The 21,475-nt window shown below is 60.9% G+C and carries 24 protein-coding genes and 2 tRNA genes; 20 read left to right on the top strand and 6 right to left on the bottom strand.

Features of this window, described 5'->3' with window-relative positions:
- Nucleotides 1-284 precede the first annotated feature (284 nt).
- The 5 genes from N7650_RS15500 to rbsK are packed head-to-tail and all read left to right on the top strand — an operon-like array spanning nt 285 to nt 5,704.
- Entirely contained in the window at nt 285-1,232 is a 948-nt protein-coding gene (locus N7650_RS15500; RefSeq protein ID WP_279898968.1) for a sugar ABC transporter substrate-binding protein, read from the top strand.
- The gene (locus N7650_RS15495) at nt 1,229-2,773 is read left to right on the top strand and encodes a sugar ABC transporter ATP-binding protein (protein ID WP_009400235.1); all 1,545 of its coding nucleotides are present in this window, start codon (nt 1,229-1,231) and stop codon (nt 2,771-2,773) included. Before N7650_RS15500 ends, N7650_RS15495 begins: the two co-directional genes overlap by 4 nt.
- Nucleotides 2,770-3,759 carry an ABC transporter permease gene (locus tag N7650_RS15490; protein WP_009400233.1) on the top strand — a complete coding sequence of 330 codons (990 nt, stop codon included), beginning with the start codon at nt 2,770-2,772 and terminating at the stop codon, nt 3,757-3,759. The genes N7650_RS15495 and N7650_RS15490 overlap by 4 nt, the downstream gene beginning before the upstream one ends.
- 4 nt (nt 3,760-3,763) lie before the next feature.
- Complete coding sequence (locus tag N7650_RS15485) at nt 3,764-4,786, top strand: LacI family DNA-binding transcriptional regulator (RefSeq protein WP_009400232.1); 1,023 nt, start codon at nt 3,764-3,766, stop codon at nt 4,784-4,786.
- A 9-nt stretch (nt 4,787-4,795) separates the two neighbouring features.
- Nucleotides 4,796-5,704, top strand: coding sequence for a ribokinase (gene rbsK, locus N7650_RS15480; RefSeq protein WP_009400230.1), 909 nt, complete (start codon nt 4,796-4,798; stop codon nt 5,702-5,704).
- Here rbsK and N7650_RS15475 read toward each other — a convergent pair.
- A complete protein-coding gene (locus N7650_RS15475) occupies nt 5,649-5,909 on the bottom strand; it encodes a hypothetical protein (RefSeq protein WP_009400229.1) in 261 nt (86 codons plus the stop codon). The two genes, rbsK and N7650_RS15475, sit on opposite strands and share 56 nt — an antisense overlap.
- A 183-nt stretch (nt 5,910-6,092) precedes the next feature.
- Here N7650_RS15475 and N7650_RS15470 point away from each other — a divergent pair, with 183 nt between their 5' ends.
- Both N7650_RS15470 and N7650_RS15465 read left to right on the top strand, forming a co-directional pair.
- Entirely contained in the window at nt 6,093-6,395 is a 303-nt protein-coding gene (locus N7650_RS15470) for a hypothetical protein (protein ID WP_279898967.1), read from the top strand.
- Nucleotides 6,396-6,531: 136 nt separating this feature from the next.
- Entirely contained in the window at nt 6,532-6,852 is a 321-nt protein-coding gene (locus N7650_RS15465) for an I78 family peptidase inhibitor (protein WP_009400227.1), read from the top strand.
- Between the two features lie 59 nt (nt 6,853-6,911).
- Here the strand turns inward: N7650_RS15465 and N7650_RS15460 are convergent, their stop codons facing one another.
- Complete coding sequence (locus N7650_RS15460; RefSeq protein ID WP_009394041.1) at nt 6,912-7,127, bottom strand: cold-shock protein; 216 nt, start codon at nt 7,125-7,127, stop codon at nt 6,912-6,914.
- A gap of 150 nt (nt 7,128-7,277) precedes the next feature.
- Complete coding sequence (locus N7650_RS15455) at nt 7,278-7,586, bottom strand: hypothetical protein (protein WP_009394042.1); 309 nt, start codon at nt 7,584-7,586, stop codon at nt 7,278-7,280.
- 374 nt (nt 7,587-7,960) lie between these two features.
- Between N7650_RS15455 and thrS the strand changes: the two genes are divergently transcribed.
- From thrS to N7650_RS15395, 12 genes are all read left to right on the top strand, one after another.
- Entirely contained in the window at nt 7,961-9,883 is a 1,923-nt protein-coding gene (gene thrS, locus N7650_RS15450) for a threonine--tRNA ligase (RefSeq protein WP_009394043.1), read from the top strand.
- Nucleotides 9,883-10,434, top strand: a complete 552-nt coding sequence (infC, locus tag N7650_RS15445) for a translation initiation factor IF-3 (RefSeq protein WP_170395068.1) — start codon at nt 9,883-9,885, stop codon at nt 10,432-10,434. The genes thrS and infC overlap by 1 nt, the downstream gene beginning before the upstream one ends.
- Before the next feature lie 60 nt (nt 10,435-10,494).
- Nucleotides 10,495-10,689, top strand: a complete 195-nt coding sequence (gene rpmI / locus N7650_RS15440; protein ID WP_009394045.1) for a 50S ribosomal protein L35 — start codon at nt 10,495-10,497, stop codon at nt 10,687-10,689.
- Nucleotides 10,690-10,717: 28 nt separating this feature from the next.
- Complete coding sequence (gene rplT / locus N7650_RS15435) at nt 10,718-11,074, top strand: 50S ribosomal protein L20 (protein ID WP_009394046.1); 357 nt, start codon at nt 10,718-10,720, stop codon at nt 11,072-11,074.
- 107 nt (nt 11,075-11,181) lie between these two features.
- On the top strand, nt 11,182-12,198 hold the full coding sequence (gene pheS / locus N7650_RS15430; protein ID WP_009394047.1) for a phenylalanine--tRNA ligase subunit alpha: 1,017 nt from the start codon (nt 11,182-11,184) through the stop codon (nt 12,196-12,198).
- A gap of 35 nt (nt 12,199-12,233) precedes the next feature.
- Entirely contained in the window at nt 12,234-14,609 is a 2,376-nt protein-coding gene (gene pheT / locus N7650_RS15425; RefSeq protein ID WP_009394048.1) for a phenylalanine--tRNA ligase subunit beta, read from the top strand.
- Nucleotides 14,610-14,612: 3 nt separating this feature from the next.
- Nucleotides 14,613-14,915, top strand: a complete 303-nt coding sequence (gene ihfA, locus N7650_RS15420) for an integration host factor subunit alpha (protein WP_009394049.1) — start codon at nt 14,613-14,615, stop codon at nt 14,913-14,915.
- The gene (locus N7650_RS15415) at nt 14,896-15,252 is read left to right on the top strand and encodes a MerR family transcriptional regulator (protein ID WP_009394050.1); all 357 of its coding nucleotides are present in this window, start codon (nt 14,896-14,898) and stop codon (nt 15,250-15,252) included. Before ihfA ends, N7650_RS15415 begins: the two co-directional genes overlap by 20 nt.
- 99 nt (nt 15,253-15,351) lie before the next feature.
- Nucleotides 15,352-15,428: transfer RNA gene (locus N7650_RS15410), tRNA-Pro, on the top strand.
- 95 nt (nt 15,429-15,523) lie between these two features.
- Nucleotides 15,524-15,599, top strand: a tRNA-Gly gene (locus N7650_RS15405).
- 335 nt (nt 15,600-15,934) lie between these two features.
- Nucleotides 15,935-17,002 (top strand): catalase family peroxidase, encoded by a 1,068-nt coding sequence (locus N7650_RS15400; RefSeq protein ID WP_051032657.1) that lies wholly within the window; start codon nt 15,935-15,937, stop codon nt 17,000-17,002.
- On the top strand, nt 16,999-17,586 hold the full coding sequence (locus N7650_RS15395; RefSeq protein ID WP_240160513.1) for a cytochrome b/b6 domain-containing protein: 588 nt from the start codon (nt 16,999-17,001) through the stop codon (nt 17,584-17,586). The genes N7650_RS15400 and N7650_RS15395 overlap by 4 nt, the downstream gene beginning before the upstream one ends.
- A gap of 6 nt (nt 17,587-17,592) precedes the next feature.
- Here N7650_RS15395 and chrA read toward each other — a convergent pair whose 3' ends face one another.
- The 3 genes from chrA to N7650_RS15380 form a co-directional block, all read right to left on the bottom strand.
- Nucleotides 17,593-18,957 (bottom strand): chromate efflux transporter, encoded by a 1,365-nt coding sequence (gene chrA, locus N7650_RS15390; protein ID WP_279898962.1) that lies wholly within the window; start codon nt 18,955-18,957, stop codon nt 17,593-17,595.
- A 66-nt stretch (nt 18,958-19,023) separates the two neighbouring features.
- Nucleotides 19,024-19,359 carry a LysR substrate-binding domain-containing protein gene (locus N7650_RS15385; RefSeq protein ID WP_279898961.1) on the bottom strand — a complete coding sequence of 112 codons (336 nt, stop codon included), beginning with the start codon at nt 19,357-19,359 and terminating at the stop codon, nt 19,024-19,026.
- The gene (locus N7650_RS15380) at nt 19,356-19,922 is read right to left on the bottom strand and encodes a LysR family transcriptional regulator (protein WP_279898960.1); all 567 of its coding nucleotides are present in this window, start codon (nt 19,920-19,922) and stop codon (nt 19,356-19,358) included. The genes N7650_RS15385 and N7650_RS15380 overlap by 4 nt, the downstream gene beginning before the upstream one ends.
- Before the next feature lie 140 nt (nt 19,923-20,062).
- Between N7650_RS15380 and N7650_RS15375 the strand changes: the two genes are divergently transcribed.
- On the top strand, nt 20,063-21,436 hold the full coding sequence (locus tag N7650_RS15375; RefSeq protein ID WP_279898959.1) for a nucleobase:cation symporter-2 family protein: 1,374 nt from the start codon (nt 20,063-20,065) through the stop codon (nt 21,434-21,436).
- Nucleotides 21,437-21,475: the final 39 nt, after the last annotated feature.

Genomic DNA, 21,475 nt, shown 5'->3' with positions numbered 1-21,475 from the left:
GGCGGCTGGCTGCTTCGGGGGGCTTGCCTTGGGCAGGGCTGCAGCTTAGGTTGATGACATTGCGCGAAAGCTGGCCCCTTGCCTGAAATCGAAAAGGCACTTTGTTCCCTCCGGAATTCCGGACTGTTCCAATTGAAAGTTTGGATTTCCAGACGTTTGAGCGACAATTCCCCGGATGTTGTCGCGTGGTGGCTGCCTATTTGACAAAGCCCTGTGCCGCTTTCATAGTTGCGCACAGCAAACGTTTGCTATCCGATAAAAAAGCAAAAAACGGAGTGAACTTCATGCATTTGCCTTCCCTTGGACGGATCCGGGCCTTGGCCGTACTCGCCGTTCTTTTCACTGCTTCCGTCGCCTGCGCCGAAGACCGCCCCAAGGTTGCCCTGGTCATGAAGTCCCTCGCCAACGAGTTCTTCCTGACCATGAAGGATGGCGCCAAGGCCTATCAGAAAGAACACCCGGATGACTTCGAACTGGTGTCCAACGGCATCAAGGACGAATCCGATACTGGCGCGCAGATCCGTATCGTCGAGCAGATGATCGTCTCCAGGGTGGATGCCCTGGTAATCGCACCTGCCGATTCCAAGGCACTGGTGCCAGTGATCAAGCGCGCCATGGATGCCGGCATCATCGTGATCAATATCGATAACCGCCTCGATCCCGGGGTGCTTGCGAGCAAGCAACTCAGCGTGCCCTTCGTCGGGCCGGACAACCGCAAGGGCGCGCGTCTGGTCGGCGACTACCTGGCGAGCAGGCTCAAGGCCGGTGACGAGGTCGGCATCATCGAAGGGGTGCCGACTACCACCAATGCGCAGCAACGTACCGCCGGCTTCCAGGACGCGATGGAGGCAGCCCAGATGAAGGTTGTCTCGGTACAGTCCGGCAATTGGGAAATCAACAAGGGCAATGCCGTTGCGTCGGCGATGCTCAACGAATACCCCAATCTCAAGGCCTTGCTTGCAGGCAACGACAGCATGGCACTGGGCGCAGTCTCGGCGGTGCGCTCGGCGGGGCGTAGCGGTCAGGTTCAGGTGGTGGGGTACGACAACATCAAGGCCATTGCGCCGATGCTGGCCGACGGGCGTGTGCTCGCCAGCGCCGACCAGTATGCCGCCCGACAGGCAGTATTTGGCATCGAGGCGGCGTTGAAGATGCTCAAGGGCGAAAAGCCAGAGGTGGATGGCGACAATGTCATCCAGACGCCGGTCGACCTGGTGGTCGGCAAACAATGAGCACCGACGTGCTACTGACCGTCAGCGGGGTAGGCAAGACCTACGCCCAGCAGGTGCTTGGCGGCATCGACCTTACCCTTCGGCGCGGCGAGGTAGTGGCGCTTACCGGCGAGAATGGCGCGGGCAAGAGTACGCTGTCGCGGATCATCGCCGGCCTGGAACTGGCCAGCGCCGGAAGCATGGAGTTCCAGGGGCGTCCCTACCAGCCAGGCAGTCGCACTGTTGCCGAGCGCCTGGGTGTACGAATGGTGATGCAGGAACTCAACCTGCTGCCGACTCTCAGCGTTGCGGAAAACCTGTTCCTCAACCAGTTGCCCGGACGCTTCGGCTGGATCGATCGCAAGCGCCTGCGGCGCCAGGCCGGGGTGGCCATGGCGCGCATGGGGCTGCAGGCTATCGATCCGAATACGCCGGTGGCAGAGCTGGGCATAGGCCACCAGCAGATGGTCGAGATCGCCCGCAACCTTATCGGCGACTGCCATCTGCTGATTCTCGACGAGCCCACTGCCATGCTCACGGCGCATGAGGTTGAACTGCTTTTCGAGCAGATAGAGCTGCTGCGTGAGCGCGGAGTCGCGGTGCTTTATATCTCCCACCGATTGGAAGAGCTCAGGCGCATCGCGCAACGTATCGCGGTACTGCGCGATGGCCAGCTGGTCTGCGTCGAGCCGATCCTGCGCTACAGCAGCCAGGAGTTGCTCAGGTTGATGGCGGGGCGGGAGCTGGTCGAGCATATCCAGGCGCCAGATCGGCGGATTGGCGAGCCGTTGCTGCGGGTCCGCGGCCTGGGGCGAGGAGAAAAGGTCGTCGATGTTTCGTTCGAAGTGCGGGCTGGCGAGGTCTTCGGGTTGTTCGGCCTGGTGGGCGCAGGACGTACCGAACTGCTGCGCCTGATCTACGGCGCAGACCCTGCCGATCACGGCACGCTGGAGGTGGGCCGGCCACTGCGGAAATGCCGCATCGATTCGCCGATGGCGGCGGCGCGTCTTGGCATTGCCCTGATCAGCGAGGACCGCAAGGGCCAGGGTCTGCTTCCGGGCGAGTCGGTCAGTGCCAACCTGGTCCTGGGGAACCTCGCAGCGGTATCCCGCGCGGGTATGGTGAGCCAAAGCGCCGAGCGGGCGCTGGCCGAACGGTGCATCGCTGCCCTGGGCATACGTAGCGCAGGATCGGAGCAGTTGGTCAGGGAGCTGTCCGGCGGTAATCAGCAGAAGGTCGTGATTGGCCGATGGCTCGAACGGGACTGCCAGGTATTGTTGTTCGACGAACCGACCCGGGGCATCGACGTCGGCGCGAAGCTGGATATCTATCATCTGCTTGCCGAACTGACTCGCCAGGGCAAGGCGCTGGTGGTGGTATCCAGCGACCTGCGCGAGTTGATGCTGGTATCCGACCGTATCGGTGTGCTCAGTGCGGGGCGGCTGGTGAGTACCTTCGAGCGGGGCGACTGGAGCCAGGACAACCTGCTGGCTGCGGCCTTTTCCGGCTATCACGAACCTGAAGCGCTGTCGTCCGCGGCAGCGCCGGGAAATCCGCCATGAAGACATCCTCCCTGGGTACTGCGCCGACGGCCAAGCGTGCCCCCGGTCGGCTTGCGTTCGGCACCTGCTTCGGCCTTGCAGGTGCCCTGCTGGGCATGGTTGCCCTGTTTTCCCTGCTCAGCAGCCATTTCCTGTCCTACGCGACCTTCAGCACGCTTGCCAACCAGATTCCCGATCTGATGGTGCTGGCGGTAGGCATGACGTTCGTGCTGGTCATCGGCGGAATCGATCTCTCCGTCGGCTCGGTGCTGGCCCTCGCGGGTTCGGTGGTGAGCGTCGCCATGCTGGGTTGGGGCTGGAGTGTATTGCCGGCAGCCTTGCTGGGCATGGGCAGTGCGGCCCTGGTCGGCAGCCTTACCGGATCCATCACCGTAGCCTGGCGTATTCCTTCCTTCATCGTATCCCTTGGTGTGCTGGAGATGGCCAGGGGTGCTGCCTATCAACTGACCGATTCGCGCACTGCCTATGTCGGGGATGCCCTGGCCTGGTTGTCCGATCCCATCGCCTTTGGCATTTCGCCGTCGTTCCTGATTGCCCTGGCCGTGATCGTGTTGGCCCAATTGGTGCTGGTGCGTACGGTCTTTGGCCGCTATCTGGTCGCAATCGGCACCAATGAAGAGGCCGTGCGCCTGGCCGGGGTCGATCCCCGGCCCTACCGGATCCTCGTGTTTGCCCTGATGGGTTTGCTTGCCGGCCTGGCGGCACTATTCCAGGTCTCCCGGCTGGAGGCGGCCGACCCCAATGCCGGCTCCGGCCTGGAGCTGCAGGTCATCGCCGCCGTGGTGATCGGTGGTACCAGCCTGATGGGCGGGCGTGGCTCGGTGGTCAGTACGTTCTTCGGCGTACTGATCATTTCCGTGCTGGCGGCGGGGCTGGCGCAAATCGGGGCGTCGGAGCCGACAAAGCGCATCATTACCGGAGCGGTCATCGTGATCGCCGTGATTATCGACACTTATCGCAGCCGGCGCACAGGTCGGTGGAATTGAAAGCATGGCAACCATAAAAGACGTAGCGGCACTGGCTGGAATTTCCTATACCACCGTGTCCCATGTGCTGAACAAGACCCGGCCGGTCAGCGAGCCGGTGCGTTTGAAGGTCGAGGCCGCGATCGCCGAACTCGACTATGTGCCCAGTGCAGTGGCGCGCTCCCTCAAGGCCCGCAGCACCGCAACCATCGGTCTGCTGGTGCCCAATAGCGTCAACCCGTATTTTGCCGAGCTGGCCCGGGGAATCGAGGATGCCTGCGAGCGTAACGGCTATTGCGTCATTCTGTGCAATTCCGACGACAATCCGAAAAAGCAGCGCAGTTATTTGCGGGTGCTGCTGGAAAAGCGCATCGACGGCCTGATCGTGGCCTCGGTGGGGGAGGAGCGCGATCTGCTCGAGAGCCTGTCAGGCGTGCGAACACCCATGGTCATTCTCGATCGCGAGCTGGAGGGGGTTGACGCCGATCTCGTGCGCATCGACCACGAGCAGGGAGCCTATCTGGCGACCCGGCACCTGCTTGATCTGGGGCACGTGGATATCGCCTGCATCAATGGCCCGGCGCAGACCAGCGTGGCGAAGATGCGCCTTGCCGGCTTCCAGCGGGCCCTGGCTGAAGCGGGGGTGAGCTTGCCCGAGGGGCGGGTGGTCAGCAGCGAGTTCACCAGCCTCGGTGGTTACGGTGCGGCAGCCCGCCTGCTCGCCGGCGACCGCCCGACGGCGATCTTCGCCGGCAACGACATGATCGGCATGGGTGTATTGCGCGCTGCTGCCGAGCGTCATATCACGGTGCCGGGCGAGTTGTCGGTGATCGGTTTCGACGATATCCAGATGTGCCAGTACGTCTATCCGGCGTTGACCACGGTCGGGCAGTCCATCCGTGACCTTGGCGAGATGGCTGCGTCGATGCTGTTGCGGCGCATAGTGGCTGCTGGAACGCTACCTGTGGAACAGCGGATCGTCGCGCCGAAGATCGTCCTGCGCGAGTCTACCGGGCGCAGTCCTGACCTGTTCGGCGCAGAGGGCTGAGGGCGCATCATGCAGGGCAGGGTTGTGGTGATCGGCAGTCTCAACATGGACCTGGTGACTCGCGCACAGCGTCTGCCACGAGCAGGGGAGACCCTGGCGGGAGAATCTTTCACCACGGTCCCCGGGGGCAAGGGGGCGAACCAGGCGGTCGCCGCTGCAAGGCTCGGGGCCGAGGTCGCGATGATCGGTTGTGTCGGTGATGATGCCTATGGCCAGTCGCTGCGCGAGGGGCTGATTGCAGAGGGTATCGACTGTCGAGCGCTCGAGGTGGTTGCTGGCATGTCCAGCGGTGTGGCGTTGATCGTGGTGGATGCAGCCAGCCAGAACACCATCGTCATTGTCGCGGGCAGCAATGGTTGCCTGTCCTCTCGCTTGATAGAGCGTTTCGACGCGATGCTGCAGGGGGCGGATGTGGTGGTCTGCCAGATGGAGGTACCGCCGGATACCGTGGCATTTGCCCTTGCACGAGCGCGGCAACTGGGCAAGACGGTGATTCTCAATCCTGCGCCGGTCAACGGTCCACTGCCCGTGGAGTGGCTGGCCTCCGTCGACTACCTGATTCCCAACGAAAGCGAGGCGGCGGCCCTGACCGGCCTGCCCGTGGACGACCTGTCCTCGGCGCAGGAGGCAGGCCGGCATCTACGCGGCCTGGGCGCGGCTCGGGTCATCGTTACACTGGGGGCGCAAGGTGCGGTAATGGTCAGTGCCCGGGGAAGCGAGCATTTCGCCGCGCCAGTGGTGCAAGCAGTCGATACCACGGCGGCCGGCGATACCTTCGTCGGTGCGTTCGCGGCGGCTTTGGCTCGCGGCTGCACCGAGCATGAGTCGATTCTTTTCGGCCAGCGTGCTGCTGCGATTTCCGTTACTCGCGCAGGGGCCCAGCCGTCGATTCCTCGTCTGGAAGAGCTCGGTGGCTGACGTCATGGGGATGAGCAGCCAGCGGGTCGTTCCGGTAGCGCTCGAAGACCTGGTCGATGAAGAGGCGGGCGGCATCGCTACCCATCTCCTTGACCAGCAGGTCGATTGCGATAAGGCTCAGTTCTTCCGCTGTTCCCGGGCTATAGGCGCTCTGTCCTTCAGGCCATTTGACCTTGATGTCGGCATCGATGCTGTGGCTGGTCATGGAGATCTCACGGTTGCCGTTTTATTGAAAGCATGCCGCTGGTTCCAGGGTCCCTGTGCTTGCATGACCGGGTTCGGTGCGGTGCTTTCAGTTTAACCGTGTTCCAGGGGAGGTCGCTCTGCGACTTAGGCATAAGGATGCCGACATGGCAAACTATCGGTATTTCTCCGGCAGGACCGCGGCATGACCATCGATCTCAACGACCCCCGGCAATTCACCCTCGACAACGTCCGGCAGTTGCTTGCCAGCGGCAATCCGATGAAGCACAACCAGTTGCGTGTCAGTCGAGCGGGGCAGGCCTGGTTGTCCGAAGTGGTTGGCGGCGCGCAACTGGATGGCTTGCTGTTCCGGCTGGAAACTTGGGCAGCCGGTTCCGGCTGCGTGGGGGCTGTGGCTGCGGAAGATGAGCGCTGGGTTCGGCAAGTGTTCAAGGTCTTGCAGGATAACTGGCCAAGGCCTGTCAGCGACTATATTGATCTGTACTGAATCGATCTGTGCAAAATCCAGACACTATTGCCATTTTTCCTGAGCATGCGACTCAGGCAAACTGACCCGCTTTTGTAACAACTGGCATCAGATGCTGTCGGAACGAACAGCATTCAGCATCCCTTAAGGAGGATTCATGTTTCATTTGCGTGCGTCACTGGTGAGCCTCTTGGCTGCTGCCGTTCTGGTCGGCTGCAGCAGCGGTGGCAGTGCATCGAAGACACCCGAGCCGGTGGCTCCTGCGAACACTGATGGTCGTTGCGACGCTGGCAATGCCGGATTTGTCGTTGGCAAGCCTGCGTCTGCCGACCTGCTGGAGCAGGCGCGCAAGGCAAGCGGCGCACAGTTGGCCCGTATCCTGAAACCTACCGATGCGATCACCCTGGAGTATCGCTCCGAGCGGTTGAACCTGCATGCCGATGACAAGGGCATCGTCAATCGCGTCAATTGCGGCTGATTTGTTGCGCCAATGAAAAAACCCGTCGCAAGCGACGGGTTTTTTCATTCGGCAGAGGGTTACTCTGCTGGACGAACCTGTGCAGCCTGCATGCCTTTCTGGCCTTTCTCGGCCACGAAGGATACGGTCTGGCCTTCTTTCAAGGATTTGAAGCCGTCGGATTCGATCGCCTTGAAGTGGACGAACAGGTCATCGCCGCCGCCTGCAGGAGTGATGAAGCCGTAGCCTTTCTCATCGTTGAACCATTTAACGGTGCCGTTTTGGCGATTGGACATGGGGTGTATCTCCAGAAACTAGATTTTCGGTAGTGCGGTGTCGCCGAGAGCCAACAGGATGCACTTGATCATCATAGTCTAATTATTGGCAAGTGGTGGCTTTTAGCTTCATCGAATGCTGATCTGGCGCAAGATTGAGCCGGATCAGCCTCACTGTTTAGGCGCGCAGGCGGATTTCACTGCAGCCTGGGCTCTGTCCCTCAGCTTGGCGTCTACGCCGGCCTTGCTGTCCAGTTGCTCGATTTCCGCGGTGGTGAAGTTCTTCTCGATGGCGTCTGCGCCGCATTTGCAGTGCTTGTCTGCCTGGGCGGCGGTGACACCTTGCTGGCTGCTGGCAACCTGTACGCATTGATCCATGTATTCGCCTTTCTTGCCTGCGGGCCATGGTCCGGCATTGGCGGCCAAGGGCAGCAGCAGGGATCCGGCGGCAGCCAGTGCAAGAAGAGAATGAAGTCGCATAACCAGGCACTCCTTGGGTTTCGGTCTCATGGAAGAGAAGAGTAGGACGCTTCAATGACTCTGAGCGGGAAAAAACCGCTGGAGTTCACTGAACGGTCTTTTTTCCAAATATTTCTCCTTGTCGCGGGTTCAGCGGGTCGCAGCGTTCGATCCCTGTGCTAGGATGCCCGGCTCGGGTTCGCTGAGCTTCTGCTTCGCGTATCCCGTATCCACTTATTTCTGTTCCAGTCACTCTGGTTCGTTCCCTGGCAGGCATCCGACTTCTGCCACTGTGAGGCAGGCCTTCCGCAAGGAAGGACAGGGGCGAATCGCGTACTGGCTCATCCCAACCCACGTGACCTTTGGTAGGGGTCACCACTAGGAGAGGAGGCGCCATGCCCGTAATTACTCTTCCCGATGGCAGTCAACGCACGTTCGACAAGGCGGTTACCGTTGCCGAGGTCGCTGCATCCATTGGCGCAGGTTTGGCCAAGGCCACCGTCGCCGGCAAGGTCGACGGCAAGCTGGTCGATGCCTGCGACCTGATCGAGCACGACGCTAGCCTGCAAATCATCACGCCCAAGGACGAAGAGGGGCTGGAAATCATTCGTCACTCCTGCGCGCACCTTGTTGGTCACGCAGTGAAACAACTGTACCCGACCGCGAAAATGGTCATCGGTCCGGTCATCGACGAAGGCTTCTACTACGACATCGCCTACGAGCGTCCTTTCACGCCTGAAGACATGGCGGCGATCGAGCAGCGCATGCAGCAGCTGATCGACAAGGACTACGATGTCATCAAGAAGGTCACCCCGCGCGCCGAGGTGATCGAAGTGTTCAAGGCCCGTGGCGAGGATTACAAGCTCCGCCTGGTCGAGGACATGCCCGATGAGCAGGCGATGGGCCTGTACTATCACGAAGAATATGTCGACATGTGCCGCGGCCCGCACGTGCCGAACACCCGTTTCCTCAAGTCGTTCAAGCTGACCAAGCTGTCCGGCGCCTACTGGCGCGGCGATGCCAAGAACGAGCAACTGCAGCGCGTCTATGGCACTGCCTGGGCCGACAAGAAGCAGCTGGCTGCCTACATCCAACGCATCGAGGAAGCGGAAAAGCGCGATCACCGCAAGATCGGCAAGCGCCTCGGCCTGTTCCACCTCCAGGAAGAAGCCCCGGGCATGGTGTTCTGGCACCCGAATGGCTGGACCCTGTACCAGGTACTGGAACAGTACATGCGTCAGGTCCAGCGCGAGAACGGCTACCTGGAGATCAAGACGCCGCAGGTGGTCGATCGCACCCTGTGGGAAAAGTCCGGACACTGGGCCAACTACGCCGACAACATGTTCACCACCCAATCGGAAAACCGTGACTACGCGGTCAAGCCGATGAATTGCCCGTGCCACGTGCAGGTGTTCAACCAGGGGCTCAAGAGCTATCGCGAGTTGCCGTTGCGCCTGGCCGAATTCGGGGCCTGCCACCGTAACGAAGCCTCCGGCGCCCTGCACGGCATCATGCGTGTGCGCGGCTTCACCCAGGACGACGCGCATATCTTCTGCACCGAAGAGCAGATGCAGTCCGAATCGGCAGCGTTCATCAAGCTGACCATGGATGTGTACTCCGACTTCGGCTTCCAGGACATCCAGCTCAAGCTGTCCACCCGTCCCGAAAAGCGCGTCGGCTCCGATGAGCTGTGGGACCGTGCCGAGGCCGCACTGGCCGCTGCACTGGACAACGCAGGCCTGCCGTATGACCTGCAGCCGGGCGAGGGCGCCTTCTATGGTCCGAAGATCGAGTTCTCGCTCAAGGACTGCCTGGGGCGTGTCTGGCAGTGCGGTACCCTGCAGCTGGACTTCAACCTGCCGATCCGCCTCGGCGCCGAGTATGTTTCCGAAGACAACGGCCGCAAGCATCCAGTGATGCTGCACCGCGCCATCCTCGGTTCGTTCGAGCGTTTCGTCGGAATTCTGATTGAGCACTACGAGGGTGCATTCCCGGCCTGGCTGGCGCCGACCCAGGCTGTGGTGATGAATATCACCGACAAACAGGCCGAATTCGCCCAGCAGGTGGAAAAAACCCTGACCAATAGCGGATTCCGTGCCAAGTCTGACTTGAGAAATGAAAAGATCGGCTTTAAAATCCGCGAGCATACCTTGCTCAAGGTTCCCTATCTCTTGGTTATTGGAGATCGGGAAGTCGAAACGCAAACTGTCGCTGTGCGTACCCGTGAAGGTGCCGACCTGGGCTCGATGCCCGTCGCCCAGTTCGCGGACTTGCTTGCGCAAGCGGTTTCCCGGCGTGGTCGCCAAGATTCGGAGTAATTACCATTAAGCGTGATATGAGACAGGATAAACGAACTGCACCGAAGGCCCCGATCAACGAGAATATCTCGGCACGCGAGGTTCGGTTAATTGGCGCTGACGGCGAGCAGATTGGCATCGTCTCGATTGATGAAGCGCTTCGTATCGCTGATGAAGCGAAGCTGGACCTGGTAGAAATTTCTGCTGACGCTGTACCCCCTGTATGCCGGGTGATGGACTACGGCAAGAGCCTCTTCGAGAAGAAGAAGCAGCAGGCTGCGGCGAAGAAGAACCAGAAGCAGATCCAGATCAAAGAAATCAAGTTTCGTCCAGGGACGGAGGAAGGGGATTACCAGGTAAAACTACGCAACCTGGTACGTTTCCTTAGTGATGGGGACAAGGCCAAGATCTCTCTGAGATTCCGTGGTCGTGAGATGGCCCACCAGGAGCTGGGCATGGAGCTGTTGAAGCGGGTCGAGGTTGACCTCGCCGAATACGGCACCGTTGAGCAGCATCCGAAGATGGAAGGACGCCAGCTTATGATGGTCATCGCCCCCAAGAAAAAGAAGTAACCACCAGGGCACGGCAGGCCTTGCGGTTATGTTTATCCACTGAATGCGGAGTATCCGAACATGCCAAAAATGAAAACCAAAAGCGGTGCCGCGAAGCGTTTCCTGAAAACCGCTTCCGGCTTCAAGCACAAGCACGCTTTCAAGAGCCACATCCTGACCAAAATGTCGACCAAGCGTAAGCGTCAACTGCGTGGTAGCAGCCTGCTGCACCCGTCGGACGTTGCAAAAGTCGAGCGCATGCTGCGCGTACGTTAATTTCGGTCAAAGATAGAGGAAGTAACTCATGGCTCGTGTAAAGCGTGGCGTCATCGCTCGTAAGCGTCACAAGAAAATTCTGAAACTGGCTAAAGGCTACTACGGCGCGCGTTCCCGCGTATTCCGTGTTGCCAAGCAAGCGGTCATCAAGGCAGGCCAATACGCCTACCGCGACCGTCGTCAGAAAAAACGTCAGTTCCGCGCTCTGTGGATCGCTCGTATCAACGCTGGTGCTCGCAACAACGGTCTGTCCTACAGCCGTCTGATCGCCGGTCTGAAGAAAGCGTCCATCGAGATCGACCGCAAGGTTCTGGCTGATCTGGCAGTGAACGAAAAAGCGGCGTTTGCTGCGATTGTCGAGAAAGCTAAAGCCGTTCTGGCTTAAGTACCCACGACAATCATCCGCCGCCGGACCCGGCGGCGGATGTTAAACGTCATAGATAGGGGAAGAGCCTGTAAGCTCTTCCCCTATTTCGTATCTGGAGTCTGTACATGGAAAACCTGGATGCGCTGGTCTCCCAAGCCCTGGAGGCTGTGGAACGCGCTGAAGACATCAATGCCCTGGAGCAGATCCGGGTTCAATTCCTTGGCAAGAAAGGCGAACTGACCCAGGTGATGAAGACCCTGGGCAACCTGCCGGCTGACGAGCGCCCGAAGGTGGGTGCCCTGATCAACGACGCCAAGGAGCGCGTCACCGAAGTGCTCAATGCACGCAAGGCCGCTTTCGAAGAGGCCGAACTGAGCGCGCGCCTGGCGGCCGAATGCATTGACGTGACCTTGCCGGGCCGTGGCCAGACCTCCGGTGGCTTGCACCCGATCACCCGTACCCTCGAACGCATCGAGCAGTTCTTCACCCATATTGGCTACGGCATCGCCGAAGGCCCCGAGGTCGAAGACGACTACCACAACTTCGAAGCGCTCAACATTCCCGGCCACCACCCGGCCCGGGCAATGCACGACACCTTCTATTTCAATGCCAACATGCTGTTGCGGACCCACACCTCGCCGGTACAGGTGCGGACCATGGAGTCTTCGCAGCCGCCGATCCGCATTGTCTGCCCGGGCCGCGTCTATCGCTGCGACTCGGACCTGACCCACTCGCCGATGTTCCACCAGGTCGAAGGCCTGCTGGTGGATCGCGACATCAATTTCGCCGACCTCAAGGGCACCATCGAGGAGTTCCTGCGGGTCTTCTTCGAGAAAGAGCTGGCGGTGCGTTTCCGTCCGTCGTTCTTCCCCTTCACCGAGCCGTCGGCTGAAGTCGATATCCAGTGCGTAATGTGCAGTGGCAAAGGTTGCCGCGTGTGCAAGCAAACGGGTTGGCTGGAAGTCATGGGCTGCGGCATGGTGCATCCGAACGTGCTGCGCATGTCCGGGATCGATCCGGAAGAGTTCTCGGGCTTCGCATTCGGCATGGGCGCCGAGCGCCTGGCCATGCTGCGTTACGGTGTCAACGATTTGCGCCTGTTCTTCGACAACGACTTGCGGTTCCTCGCGCAATTTCGCTAGGTCGCGCACCCGTAACGAATCTTTAGGAGAGCAGGATGAAATTCAGTGAAAAGTGGCTGCGCGGTTGGGTCAACCCGCAGGTTTCCCGTGACGAACTGGTGGCCCGTCTGTCGATGGCTGGACTTGAAGTCGACAGCGTGACCCCGGCCGCCGGCCAGTTCAGCGGTATCGTCGTGGGCGAGGTGCTGAGCACCGAGCAGCACCCCGACGCCGACAAGTTGCGCGTTTGCCAGGTGAGCAACGGCAGCGAGACGTTCCAGGTTGTCTGTGGTGCACCGAACGTGCGCCCGGGCCTGAAAATTCCCTTCGCCATGATCGGCGCCGAGCTGCCGGGCGATTTCAAGATCAAGAAGGCCAAGCTGCGTGGTGTCGAGTCCAACGGCATGCTTTGCTCGGCCTCCGAGCTGCAGATCAGCGACGACAACGACGGCCTGCTGGAACTGGCTGCCGATGCGCCGGTTGGCCAGGACATCCGTGAATACCTGGATCTGGACGACGCCAGCATCGAGGTCGACCTGACTCCGAACCGCGGTGACTGCCTGTCCCTAGCTGGCCTGGCCCGCGAAGTCGGCGCCCTGTACGCCGTACCGGTCACCCGGCCGGAGGTCCCTGCGGTCGCCCCTGTGCATGACGAAGTGCGCCCGGTGGAAGTGCTCGCGCCTGCTGCCTGCCCGCGCTACCTGGGCCGGGTGATCCGCAATGTCGATCTGTCCCGTCCGACCCCGCTGTGGATGGTCGAACGCCTGCGTCGCGCCGACGTACGCAGCATCGACGCTGCCGTCGATATCACCAACTACGTGATGCTCGAACTGGGTCAGCCGCTGCACGCCTTCGATCTCGCCGAGATCAACGGCGGCATCCGCGTGCGTATGGCGGAGGTGGGCGAGAAGCTGGTCCTGCTGGACGGCCAGGAAGTCACCCTGCGTCCCGACACCCTGGTCATCGCCGACCACAGCCGTGCTCTGGCCATCGCTGGCGTGATGGGCGGCGAGCATAGCGGCGTGTCCGCGACCACCCGCGACCTCTTCCTGGAAAGCGCGTTCTTCGAGCCGATCTCCGTCGCTGGCAAGGCCCGTTCCTACGGCCTGCACACCGATGCCTCGCACCGCTATGAGCGCGGTGTCGACTCGCAACTGGCCCGTGAAGCCATGGAGCGTGCCACCGGCCTGCTGCTGGAAATCGTTGGCGGTGAAGCCGGGCCAGTCATCGAGACGCTGAGCGAGGAGCACTTGCCGAAGGTTGCGCCGATCACCCTGCGTGCCGAGCGCATCAGCCAGATGCTGGGCATGGAAATGGCCAGTGCCGAGGTCGAGCAACTGCTCAACGCCCTGGACCTGAAAACCATCGCTGGCGAAGGCCAGTGGCAGGTCGAAGTGCCAAGCCATCGCTTCGATATCAGCCTCGAAGTCGACTTGATCGAAGAGCTGGGTCGCCTGTACGGCTACAACCGCCTGCCGGTTCGTTACCCGCAAGCACGCCTGGCGCCCCAGGCTCGCGCCGAGGCTCGTGGCGAGCTGCCGGCACTGCGTCGGTTGCTGGTCGCTCGCGGTTATCAGGAAGCGATTACCTACAGCTTCATCGATCCGAAACTGTTCGAGCTGTTCACCCCGGGTGTCGAGCCGCTGCTGCTGGCCAACCCGATCTCCAGCGACATGGCGGCCATGCGGGCGTCCCTGTGGCCAGGCCTGGTCAAGGCGCTGCAGCATAACCTCAACCGCCAGCAGGACCGCGTGCGCCTGTTCGAGAGCGGCCTGCGCTTCGTCGGCCAGCTGGAAGGCCTGCAACAGCAACCGATGCTGGCCGGTGTGGTGTGCGGTAGCCGTCTGCCGGAAGCCTGGGCCAACGGCCGTGAAGGCATCGACTTCTTCGACGTGAAAGCGGATGTCGAAGCGCTGCTGAATTCCTCCGGCTCGCTGGGCGAGTTCACCTTCGCTGCCGGCAAGCACCCGGCACTGCATCCGGGCCAGACCGCGCGCATCGAGCGCAACGGTCGCGAAGTCGGGTTCCTCGGTGCACTGCACCCGGAACTGGCCAAGACCCTCGGTCTGGACCGTCCCGTGTTCCTCTTCGAGCTGGTACTGGGCGAAGTAGTGGAAGGGCGCCTGCCGAAGTTCCATGAACTGTCGAAGTTCCCGGAAGTTCGCCGTGACCTGGCCTTGATCGCGGGTCGTGATGTTGCTTCGAGTTCGGTACTTGAAGTAATTCGTGACAATGCAGGCGAATGGCTCACCGACCTCAGGCTGTTTGACGTCTACCAGGGTAAAGGTATTGATCCTGATAGAAAAAGCCTGGCAGTCGGCTTGACCTGGCAACATCCATCGCGCACTCTTAACGACGATGAGGTGAATGCCACGACCCAGAATATCCTCACCTCGCTCGAACAAAGGTTGAACACCACGTTAAGGAAATAGCGTATGGGTGCTCTGACGAAAGCTGAGATGGCAGAACGGCTGTACGAGGAGTTGGGCCTGAACAAGCGTGAAGCCAAAGAACTGGTTGAACTGTTCTTTGAGGAAATCAGGCACGCTCTTGAAGACAACGAGCAGGTCAAGTTGTCCGGCTTCGGCAACTTCGATCTGCGCGACAAACGCCAGCGTCCGGGACGCAACCCCAAAACCGGGGAAGAAATCCCGATAACGGCACGCCGCGTCGTCACCTTTCGTCCAGGGCAGAAACTGAAGGCCCGGGTTGAGGCTTATGCTGGAACCAAGCCATAACGACGAACTCCCGCCTATTCCGGGAAAACGTTACTTCACCATTGGTGAGGTCAGTGAACTCTGTGCGGTAAAACCGCATGTGCTCCGTTACTGGGAGCAGGAGTTCCCGCAGCTCAACCCGGTCAAGCGCCGCGGAAACCGGCGGTATTACCAGCGCCAGGACGTGCTGATGATCCGCCAGATCCGCGCTTTGCTTTACGACCAGGGCTTCACCATCGGCGGTGCGAGGTTGCGCCTGTCCAGTGACGAGGCCAAGGACGATACCACCCAGTACAAGCAACTGATCCGGCAGATGATTGTCGAGCTGGAAGACGTGCTGGTGGTGCTGAAGAAGTGACCCGGGCCGGGTTTTGGAAGGGGCATGAAAATAATCCTTCCAAAATTCAAAAGCTTAAGGTAGATTCTTCACCGTTCTCAGCAATACCGAGAATGTAGTCGGGGCGTAGCGCAGCCCGGTAGCGCACTTGCATGGGGTGCAAGGGGTCGAGTGTTCGAATCACTCCGTCCCGACCAAAAATCCCCCGAAGATCCAGTTGCTGTCTCGGACTGGATTTTCATAGATGCTGGTTAGTGGTCATCCACATGCCACATCGTAAAGCGGTAAAAAAGCGGGAATAGCTCAGTTGGTAGAGCACGACCTTGCCAAGGTCGGGGTCGCGAGTTCGAGTCTCGTTTCCCGCTCCAAACATGAAATGCCAGTCAGCCTAGCTGACTGGCATTTTTCATTTCCGGGTCCGAATATTTTCGGCCGGCCCAGGGTCTGTGTGAAAAGTCTTGAGACGAAGGTCAGGCAAGGCGAAAACAGCCGAGGAAGCGGAGTTTACGGGTTGTAAATGAGCATTCCGAGGCTGTTTTCAACGCAGCATCATCGAGTATCAAGGCTTTTCACACACAGCCTAGGAACGATTCTTCAAGCGGGACGGTCCAGTGACGACGCCGGCTCAAGGGATCTTTTCCAAAATGCGCTAGGCTTCTCGATCGGTAATTCAATGTGGATCGACAGATCCCGAGGGAGTGCTGTGCAAGCGCGAAAATTCAAGACAATCTGGTTTCCTCTCGCAGCCATCGCCGTCATTGTCGGCGGGTTGGCGCTGCTGTTCGCCTGGGCTGCGGGTCTGCTAGGGGATCGGACCACCACCAGGACATTCCTTGGCAATACGCTGCAGGAGTTCGAGCCCGGTTATCGTCGTGCACATGGCAAGGGTGTGTGTTTCACCGGGGTCTTTCACAGTAGCGGGGCCGCGTCCTCGCTGTCGAAGGCTCGTGTTTTCTCCCAACAGGACATCCCGGCCATCGGACGCTTCTCCATCGGGTCCGGAGATCCCCATGCGGCCGATACTTCCACCAGTACCGTCAGCATGGCCTTGTTGCTTACCGCCGACGACCAGTCGCAATGGCGGATGAAGCTGAACAACGCACCCTATTTCCCGACCCGTGATGCCGAGGGATTCCTGGCGCAGAGAAGCGCTTTCGAGCCCGATCCTGCCACGGGGCAGCCGGATCCGGCACGTGTCGCTGCGTTCTTCGAGAAGTATCCTGAAGCGCGCAAGGCGGTCGAGTACAAGGCTACCGCGCCCTGGCCGCGCAGTTTCGCAGGTGCGCAGTACAACGTGATCAACGCTTTCGTGTTGCTGGCCGCGGATGGCAAGCGCCAGGCCGTGCGCTGGTCCATGCGACCCCATGCGACGCTGCCAGGCCTTTCTGCCGAAGAGCGGGCGAAGGCTGGCCATGATTTTCTGTTCGAGGACATAAAACAGCGGTCGGCGAACGGGTCGCTTTATTGGGACCTGGTCCTGCAATTGGCCGAAGCCGGCGATCCGGTCGATGATCCTTCCCAGCCATGGCCTCCCGAGCGGCAACAGGTGGTCGCCGGTACGCTGGAGGTGACCAGCGTTCGCGATCAGGCCGAAGGCGGATGCCGCGATATCAACTTCGATCCCACGCTCGTGCCCTCGGGTATCGAACTGTCCAAGGATCCTGTACTGGCAGCACGGGCTGGAATTTATTCGCACTCCTATAACGCGCGCCTGCGCGAGATCGGGTTTGGAAAAGCGACCCAGGCTATCGGCAAGAAGGACGGCGAATGATGCACGACCTACCTGAAACCCCCGCGCCCGCACCTGGGCATTTCAACCTTCTCGGACGAGTCCTGCACTGGGCAATGGCGATCGGAATCATGGCCATGCTCTTCATCGGCGTCGGCATGATGAGTTCATTGTCCCTGCGTCCCTGGTTGATCGACCTGCACCAACCGCTGGGGATTGCCATCCTGGTCCTGGCGTTGCTGCGTCTTGCCAATCGCCTGCTGCGAGCGGTGCCGCCGCTGCCCGCGAGTGTTCCACGATGGCAGGCGGCGGCGGCACATGCTTCCCACTGGTTGCTTTACCTGATGATGATCGCCTTGCCGCTGCTCGGCTGGGCGGTACGTTCCGCAGGCAACTGGCCCGTCATCCTCATGGACGGATGGATGCTGCCCGCCATAGTCCCCGAAAACCCGGTGCTTTACGCATGGCTGCGCTTGGCACACGGAATCGGCGCATGGCTGCTGTTCGCGCTGCTTCTGGGGCATATCGGTGCTGCCCTGGTGCACGCCTGGATTTTCCGTGATGGCGTCTTTTCCAGCATGGCGCGAGGGTCCCGTACCCGGGTGTCGCGCCTGCCGGACAACTGAGTCCCCTCACCACCTAACGAGATGAATCGCCAGGCCGATCAGCGCGCAGGCCACCAACACCTGGATCACTCCGCGCTTGAAGCGGAACAGGGCGACGGCTGCGCCTGCGGCGATCAATGCCGAAGGCCAGTCGAACATCCCTGCGAAGCCGTTTGGCCAGAGCACGTGGAAGCCGAAGAACAGTGCCAGATTGAGGATGACCCCGACCACGGCGGCGGTGATTGCGGTCAATGGCGCGGTGAACTTCAGTTCGTTGCGGGTCGACTCCACCAGCGGGCCGCCAGCGAGGATGAACAGGAACGACGGCAGGAAGGTGAACCAGGTGACCAGGCTCGCGGCGATCGCGCCGGCGGCGAACGGATGGTCGGCGCCGAACATGGGATGTGCATAGCCGCCTACGAACCCGACGAAGGCCACCACCATGATCAGCGGCCCGGGGGTGGTTTCCCCCAGGGCGAGGCCGTCGATCATCTGGGTCGGCGTCAGCCATCCGTAATGCCCCACTGCTCCTTGATAGACATAGGGCAGAACCGCATAGGCGCCACCGAAGGTAAGCAGCGCGGCCTTGGTAAAGAACCAGCCCATCTGGGTCAGCGTGCCGTTCCAGCCGAAGGCTGCGAGCAGGACGCCCATGGGCAGCAGCCAGAGGGCCGCACCGAGCACGATCAGGCCAAGCAGGCGGGGCCAGCGGAAGCGGGCGTGCTCGGGGGCTGGCGTGTGGTCATCGATCAGGGCAGGGCCGTAATCGGTGCTGGCCGCCTTGTGCCCACCGCCGATCACGAATTTCTCCGGTACCAGGCGACCGCCGATGTAACCGATGATCCCGGCGCCCAGCACGATCAGCGGGAAGGGCACGTTCAACGCGAAGATGGCCACGAACGAGGCTGCGGCGATTGCCCACAGCCAGGGGTTTTTCAGGGCCCGGGAGCCGATCCGGTGCGCCGCATGGACGACGATGGCGGTCACCGCCGGCTTGATGCCGTAGAAGATCCCGGCCACGGCCGGTACTTCGCCAAAGGCGATGTAGATCCAGGACAAGCCGATCAGGATCAGCAGCGATGGCAACACGAACAACGCGCCGGCGATCACTCCGCCCCAGCTCCGGTGCATCAGCCAGCCTAGATAGGTAGCCAATTGCTGTGCTTCTGGTCCGGGCAGGAGCATGCAGTAGTTCAGCGCATGCAGGAACCTCTTCTCGCTGATCCAGCGCCGACGCTCGACAAGCTCCTGGTGCATGATGGAGATCTGCCCAGCGGGCCCGCCAAAGCTGATGAAGCCCAGTTTCAGCCAGAACAGGAACGCTTCGAGGACGCCCACGGGAGGGCGCTCGACCTGTGGTCGCTCGGTGGCAGGGGTGTCGGTATCAGCCAATTGGCAGTCTCCTCGGATGGTGTGGTGGCGAATCGATAAGCGCCCTGGCATTGGCGCGCACAAAACTCATTTTCCGACTGTCGGGATCCGTGTCCGCCCAAGCTGCTCACGCAGCCAGGTGCCAGCCTTGCCAGAACGCGACAGCGACGACCAGACCAGGTCGACCCCCACGGTCCAGTCGGTGAACGGATACGCTTCCAGCTCCAGCTCGACCAGTTGTCCGTCAGGGCTGAGGTCCTGCATGAGCTGCGTAGGGACAGTAGCCCAGCCCATGCCTTCGCGCAGCATGTTCATCAGGGTGAGATAGCTTTCAACCCGCCAGTGATTCGGTGAGTTGAGGTATTCGCTGGTAGGCAGCCGGTCCTGGAACGGCAGATAGACCAGTTGCCGGAAGTTGCTCAACTGGTGAAGCTCACCGGCGCCATCCGCGCCAGCGGATGATCCCGGCACACGACATTGCTGAAGGTGATGCTGCCCAGGCGTTTGAACTGCAGGTTCCTGGGGTAATGCGAGCGCGTGCACAGGATCCCCAGCAGCACCTTCTTCTCCTCGATCAGGTCAAGGGCGTCCTGCCGGGACGGATGCAGCACGGTCAGGTCGACATGGGTGAACTGCCTGGAAAAATACTCCATCACGGGCGCGAGTGCCTGGTAGGGAATCGCATCGTCGATGCTGATCGCCAGCTCGGTCTCCAGCTCTTCGGCCAGGCTGCTGGCCCGGTTTTCCATGTTGAAGCACTGCCCGAGGATTGCCTCGGCGTCGCGCAGCAGCGCACGCCCTTCGCCGGTCAACTGCGGATAGCGATGACTGCGGTCGAACAGGGTGACACCCAGGTCGATCTCCAGGTTGCCGATGGAAATGCTCACCGCCGACTGCGATTTGTTCAGCTTGCGCGCTGCGGCGGAGAACGAGCGCTCGCTGGCGACTGCGCAAAAGGCGGCCAGTTGCTCCAGGGACATCCTCATCGTTGCACCATGAAAAAAATTGATAGGTCCCATTTTTACAACGGGAGCGGCGGGGCGCATGTTTGCCCCGCCATATAAAAACAATCACGACAAAAATCCTATCCCATCACTGCCTCGACCATGCCAACCAGGAGAAGGCAATGACCAACACCGTTCACCCCGTAGACCAGCGGCTTCCGCTGGCGCAAACACTGATACTGGGCTTCCAGCATGTGCTGGTGATGTATTCGGCATGCATCATCGTTCCGCTGATCCTTGGCGCCGCGCTGCAGCTTCCCAAGGACCAGTTGACCCTGATCATCAACGCCGACCTGTTCGCCGCCGGCCTGGCCACGCTTGTGCAATGCGCAGGCAACCGTTTCTTCGGCATCCGCTTGCCGATCATGATGGGCGTCACCTTCGCCTCGGTCACGCCGATGATCGCCATCGCCCTGAACCCGTCACTCGGGCTGCCGGGCGTCTATGGGGCGATCATCGCATCCGGTCTGTTCGGGATTCTTTTTGCGCCGCTCATGGGCCGGCTTCTGCGCTTCTTTCCACCGGTGGTGACGGGGACCGTGCTGCTGGTCATCGGCATCAGCCTGATGCGCGTCGGGATCGACTGGTCGGCCGGCGGCAACCCGGTGCTGGCCAACGGCAGTCCCAATCCGGACTACGGTAAACCGGCCTACCTGGCCATTTCGCTTTTGCAGCTGATCCTCATCCTGGGTATCAATCGCTTCGCAAAAGGGTTTCTCGCCAATATCGCGGTCCTGCTGGGTGTGCTGGCCGGTTTCTTCATCGCTCTGTTGCGTGGCGATATCGCGCTTGACGGCCTGCAGCAGACGCCATGGCTGGCGACGATCACACCGTTCGCCTTCGGCATGCCGAAATTCGATGTGGTCGCAGTCGTATCGATGTGCCTGGTCATGCTGGTGACCATGGTCGAGTCGACCGGGATGTTCCTCGCCCTGGGCAAGATGGTCGACCGTCCGACCACCCGCGAAAGGCTGGTCCGCGGGCTTCGCTCCGATGGGCTGGGGGCCATTCTTGGCGGGGTGTTCAACGCGTTTCCCTATACCTCCTTTTCGCAGAACATCGGCCTGGTGACCATTACCGGGGTCAGGAGCCGCTATGTGTGCATGGCCGGGGCGATGATCCTGATCGGCCTGGGGCTGTTTCCCAAACTGGCCTGGATCGTCGCGTCCACGCCCCAGTACGTTCTGGGTGCCGCCGGCATGGTGATGTTCGGCATGGTCACGCTGATGGGCGTGCGCATCCTTGCAACGGTCGATTTCGAGCGGTCGCGTTCCAACCTCCTGATCGTCGCCACCAGCGTGGGCATCGGCATGATCCCGATGGTCTCGCCGCAGTACTTTCATCATTTGCCCGACTGGTGCCGGGTATTCACCGAAAGCGGGATCGTCCTCAGCGTTTGCAGCGCCATGCTCCTCAACCTCCTGTTCAACGGCCTGGGCACGGCCGACGAAGCCCGGGCGCAAGCTGCCCGCTCTGCCGCGCTCGGCGACAGCTGAACGCCTGCACACCCTATAAACAGCAAGAAGGTTAAACAC

It is taken from the genome of Pseudomonas sp. GD04058, assembly GCF_029836855.1.
GTDB classification, from domain to species: Bacteria; Pseudomonadota; Gammaproteobacteria; order Pseudomonadales; family Pseudomonadaceae; genus Aquipseudomonas; species Aquipseudomonas bharatica.
This window is presented reverse-complemented; position numbering and strand designations above follow the sequence as displayed.

What these genes read in the sequence shown, in the direction of transcription:
- N7650_RS15500 (WP_279898968.1), top strand. Translation starts at nt 285, where the DNA reads ATGCATTTGCCTTCCCTTGGACGGATCCGGGCCTTGGCCGTACTCGCC.
- N7650_RS15495 (WP_009400235.1), top strand. Translation starts at nt 1,229, where the DNA reads ATGAGCACCGACGTGCTACTGACCGTCAGCGGGGTAGGCAAGACCTAC.
- N7650_RS15490 (WP_009400233.1), top strand. Translation starts at nt 2,770, where the DNA reads ATGAAGACATCCTCCCTGGGTACTGCGCCGACGGCCAAGCGTGCCCCC.
- N7650_RS15485 (WP_009400232.1), top strand. Translation starts at nt 3,764, where the DNA reads ATGGCAACCATAAAAGACGTAGCGGCACTGGCTGGAATTTCCTATACC.
- rbsK (WP_009400230.1), top strand. Translation starts at nt 4,796, where the DNA reads ATGCAGGGCAGGGTTGTGGTGATCGGCAGTCTCAACATGGACCTGGTG.
- N7650_RS15475 (WP_009400229.1), bottom strand. Translation starts at nt 5,909, where the DNA reads ATGACCAGCCACAGCATCGATGCCGACATCAAGGTCAAATGGCCTGAA.
- N7650_RS15470 (WP_279898967.1), top strand. Translation starts at nt 6,093, where the DNA reads ATGACCATCGATCTCAACGACCCCCGGCAATTCACCCTCGACAACGTC.
- N7650_RS15465 (WP_009400227.1), top strand. Translation starts at nt 6,532, where the DNA reads ATGTTTCATTTGCGTGCGTCACTGGTGAGCCTCTTGGCTGCTGCCGTT.
- N7650_RS15460 (WP_009394041.1), bottom strand. Translation starts at nt 7,127, where the DNA reads ATGTCCAATCGCCAAAACGGCACCGTTAAATGGTTCAACGATGAGAAA.
- N7650_RS15455 (WP_009394042.1), bottom strand. Translation starts at nt 7,586, where the DNA reads ATGCGACTTCATTCTCTTCTTGCACTGGCTGCCGCCGGATCCCTGCTG.
- thrS (WP_009394043.1), top strand. Translation starts at nt 7,961, where the DNA reads ATGCCCGTAATTACTCTTCCCGATGGCAGTCAACGCACGTTCGACAAG.
- rpmI (WP_009394045.1), top strand. Translation starts at nt 10,495, where the DNA reads ATGCCAAAAATGAAAACCAAAAGCGGTGCCGCGAAGCGTTTCCTGAAA.
- rplT (WP_009394046.1), top strand. Translation starts at nt 10,718, where the DNA reads ATGGCTCGTGTAAAGCGTGGCGTCATCGCTCGTAAGCGTCACAAGAAA.
- pheS (WP_009394047.1), top strand. Translation starts at nt 11,182, where the DNA reads ATGGAAAACCTGGATGCGCTGGTCTCCCAAGCCCTGGAGGCTGTGGAA.
- pheT (WP_009394048.1), top strand. Translation starts at nt 12,234, where the DNA reads ATGAAATTCAGTGAAAAGTGGCTGCGCGGTTGGGTCAACCCGCAGGTT.
- ihfA (WP_009394049.1), top strand. Translation starts at nt 14,613, where the DNA reads ATGGGTGCTCTGACGAAAGCTGAGATGGCAGAACGGCTGTACGAGGAG.
- N7650_RS15415 (WP_009394050.1), top strand. Translation starts at nt 14,896, where the DNA reads ATGCTGGAACCAAGCCATAACGACGAACTCCCGCCTATTCCGGGAAAA.
- N7650_RS15395 (WP_240160513.1), top strand. Translation starts at nt 16,999, where the DNA reads ATGATGCACGACCTACCTGAAACCCCCGCGCCCGCACCTGGGCATTTC.
- N7650_RS15380 (WP_279898960.1), bottom strand. Translation starts at nt 19,922, where the DNA reads ATGAGGATGTCCCTGGAGCAACTGGCCGCCTTTTGCGCAGTCGCCAGC.
- N7650_RS15375 (WP_279898959.1), top strand. Translation starts at nt 20,063, where the DNA reads ATGACCAACACCGTTCACCCCGTAGACCAGCGGCTTCCGCTGGCGCAA.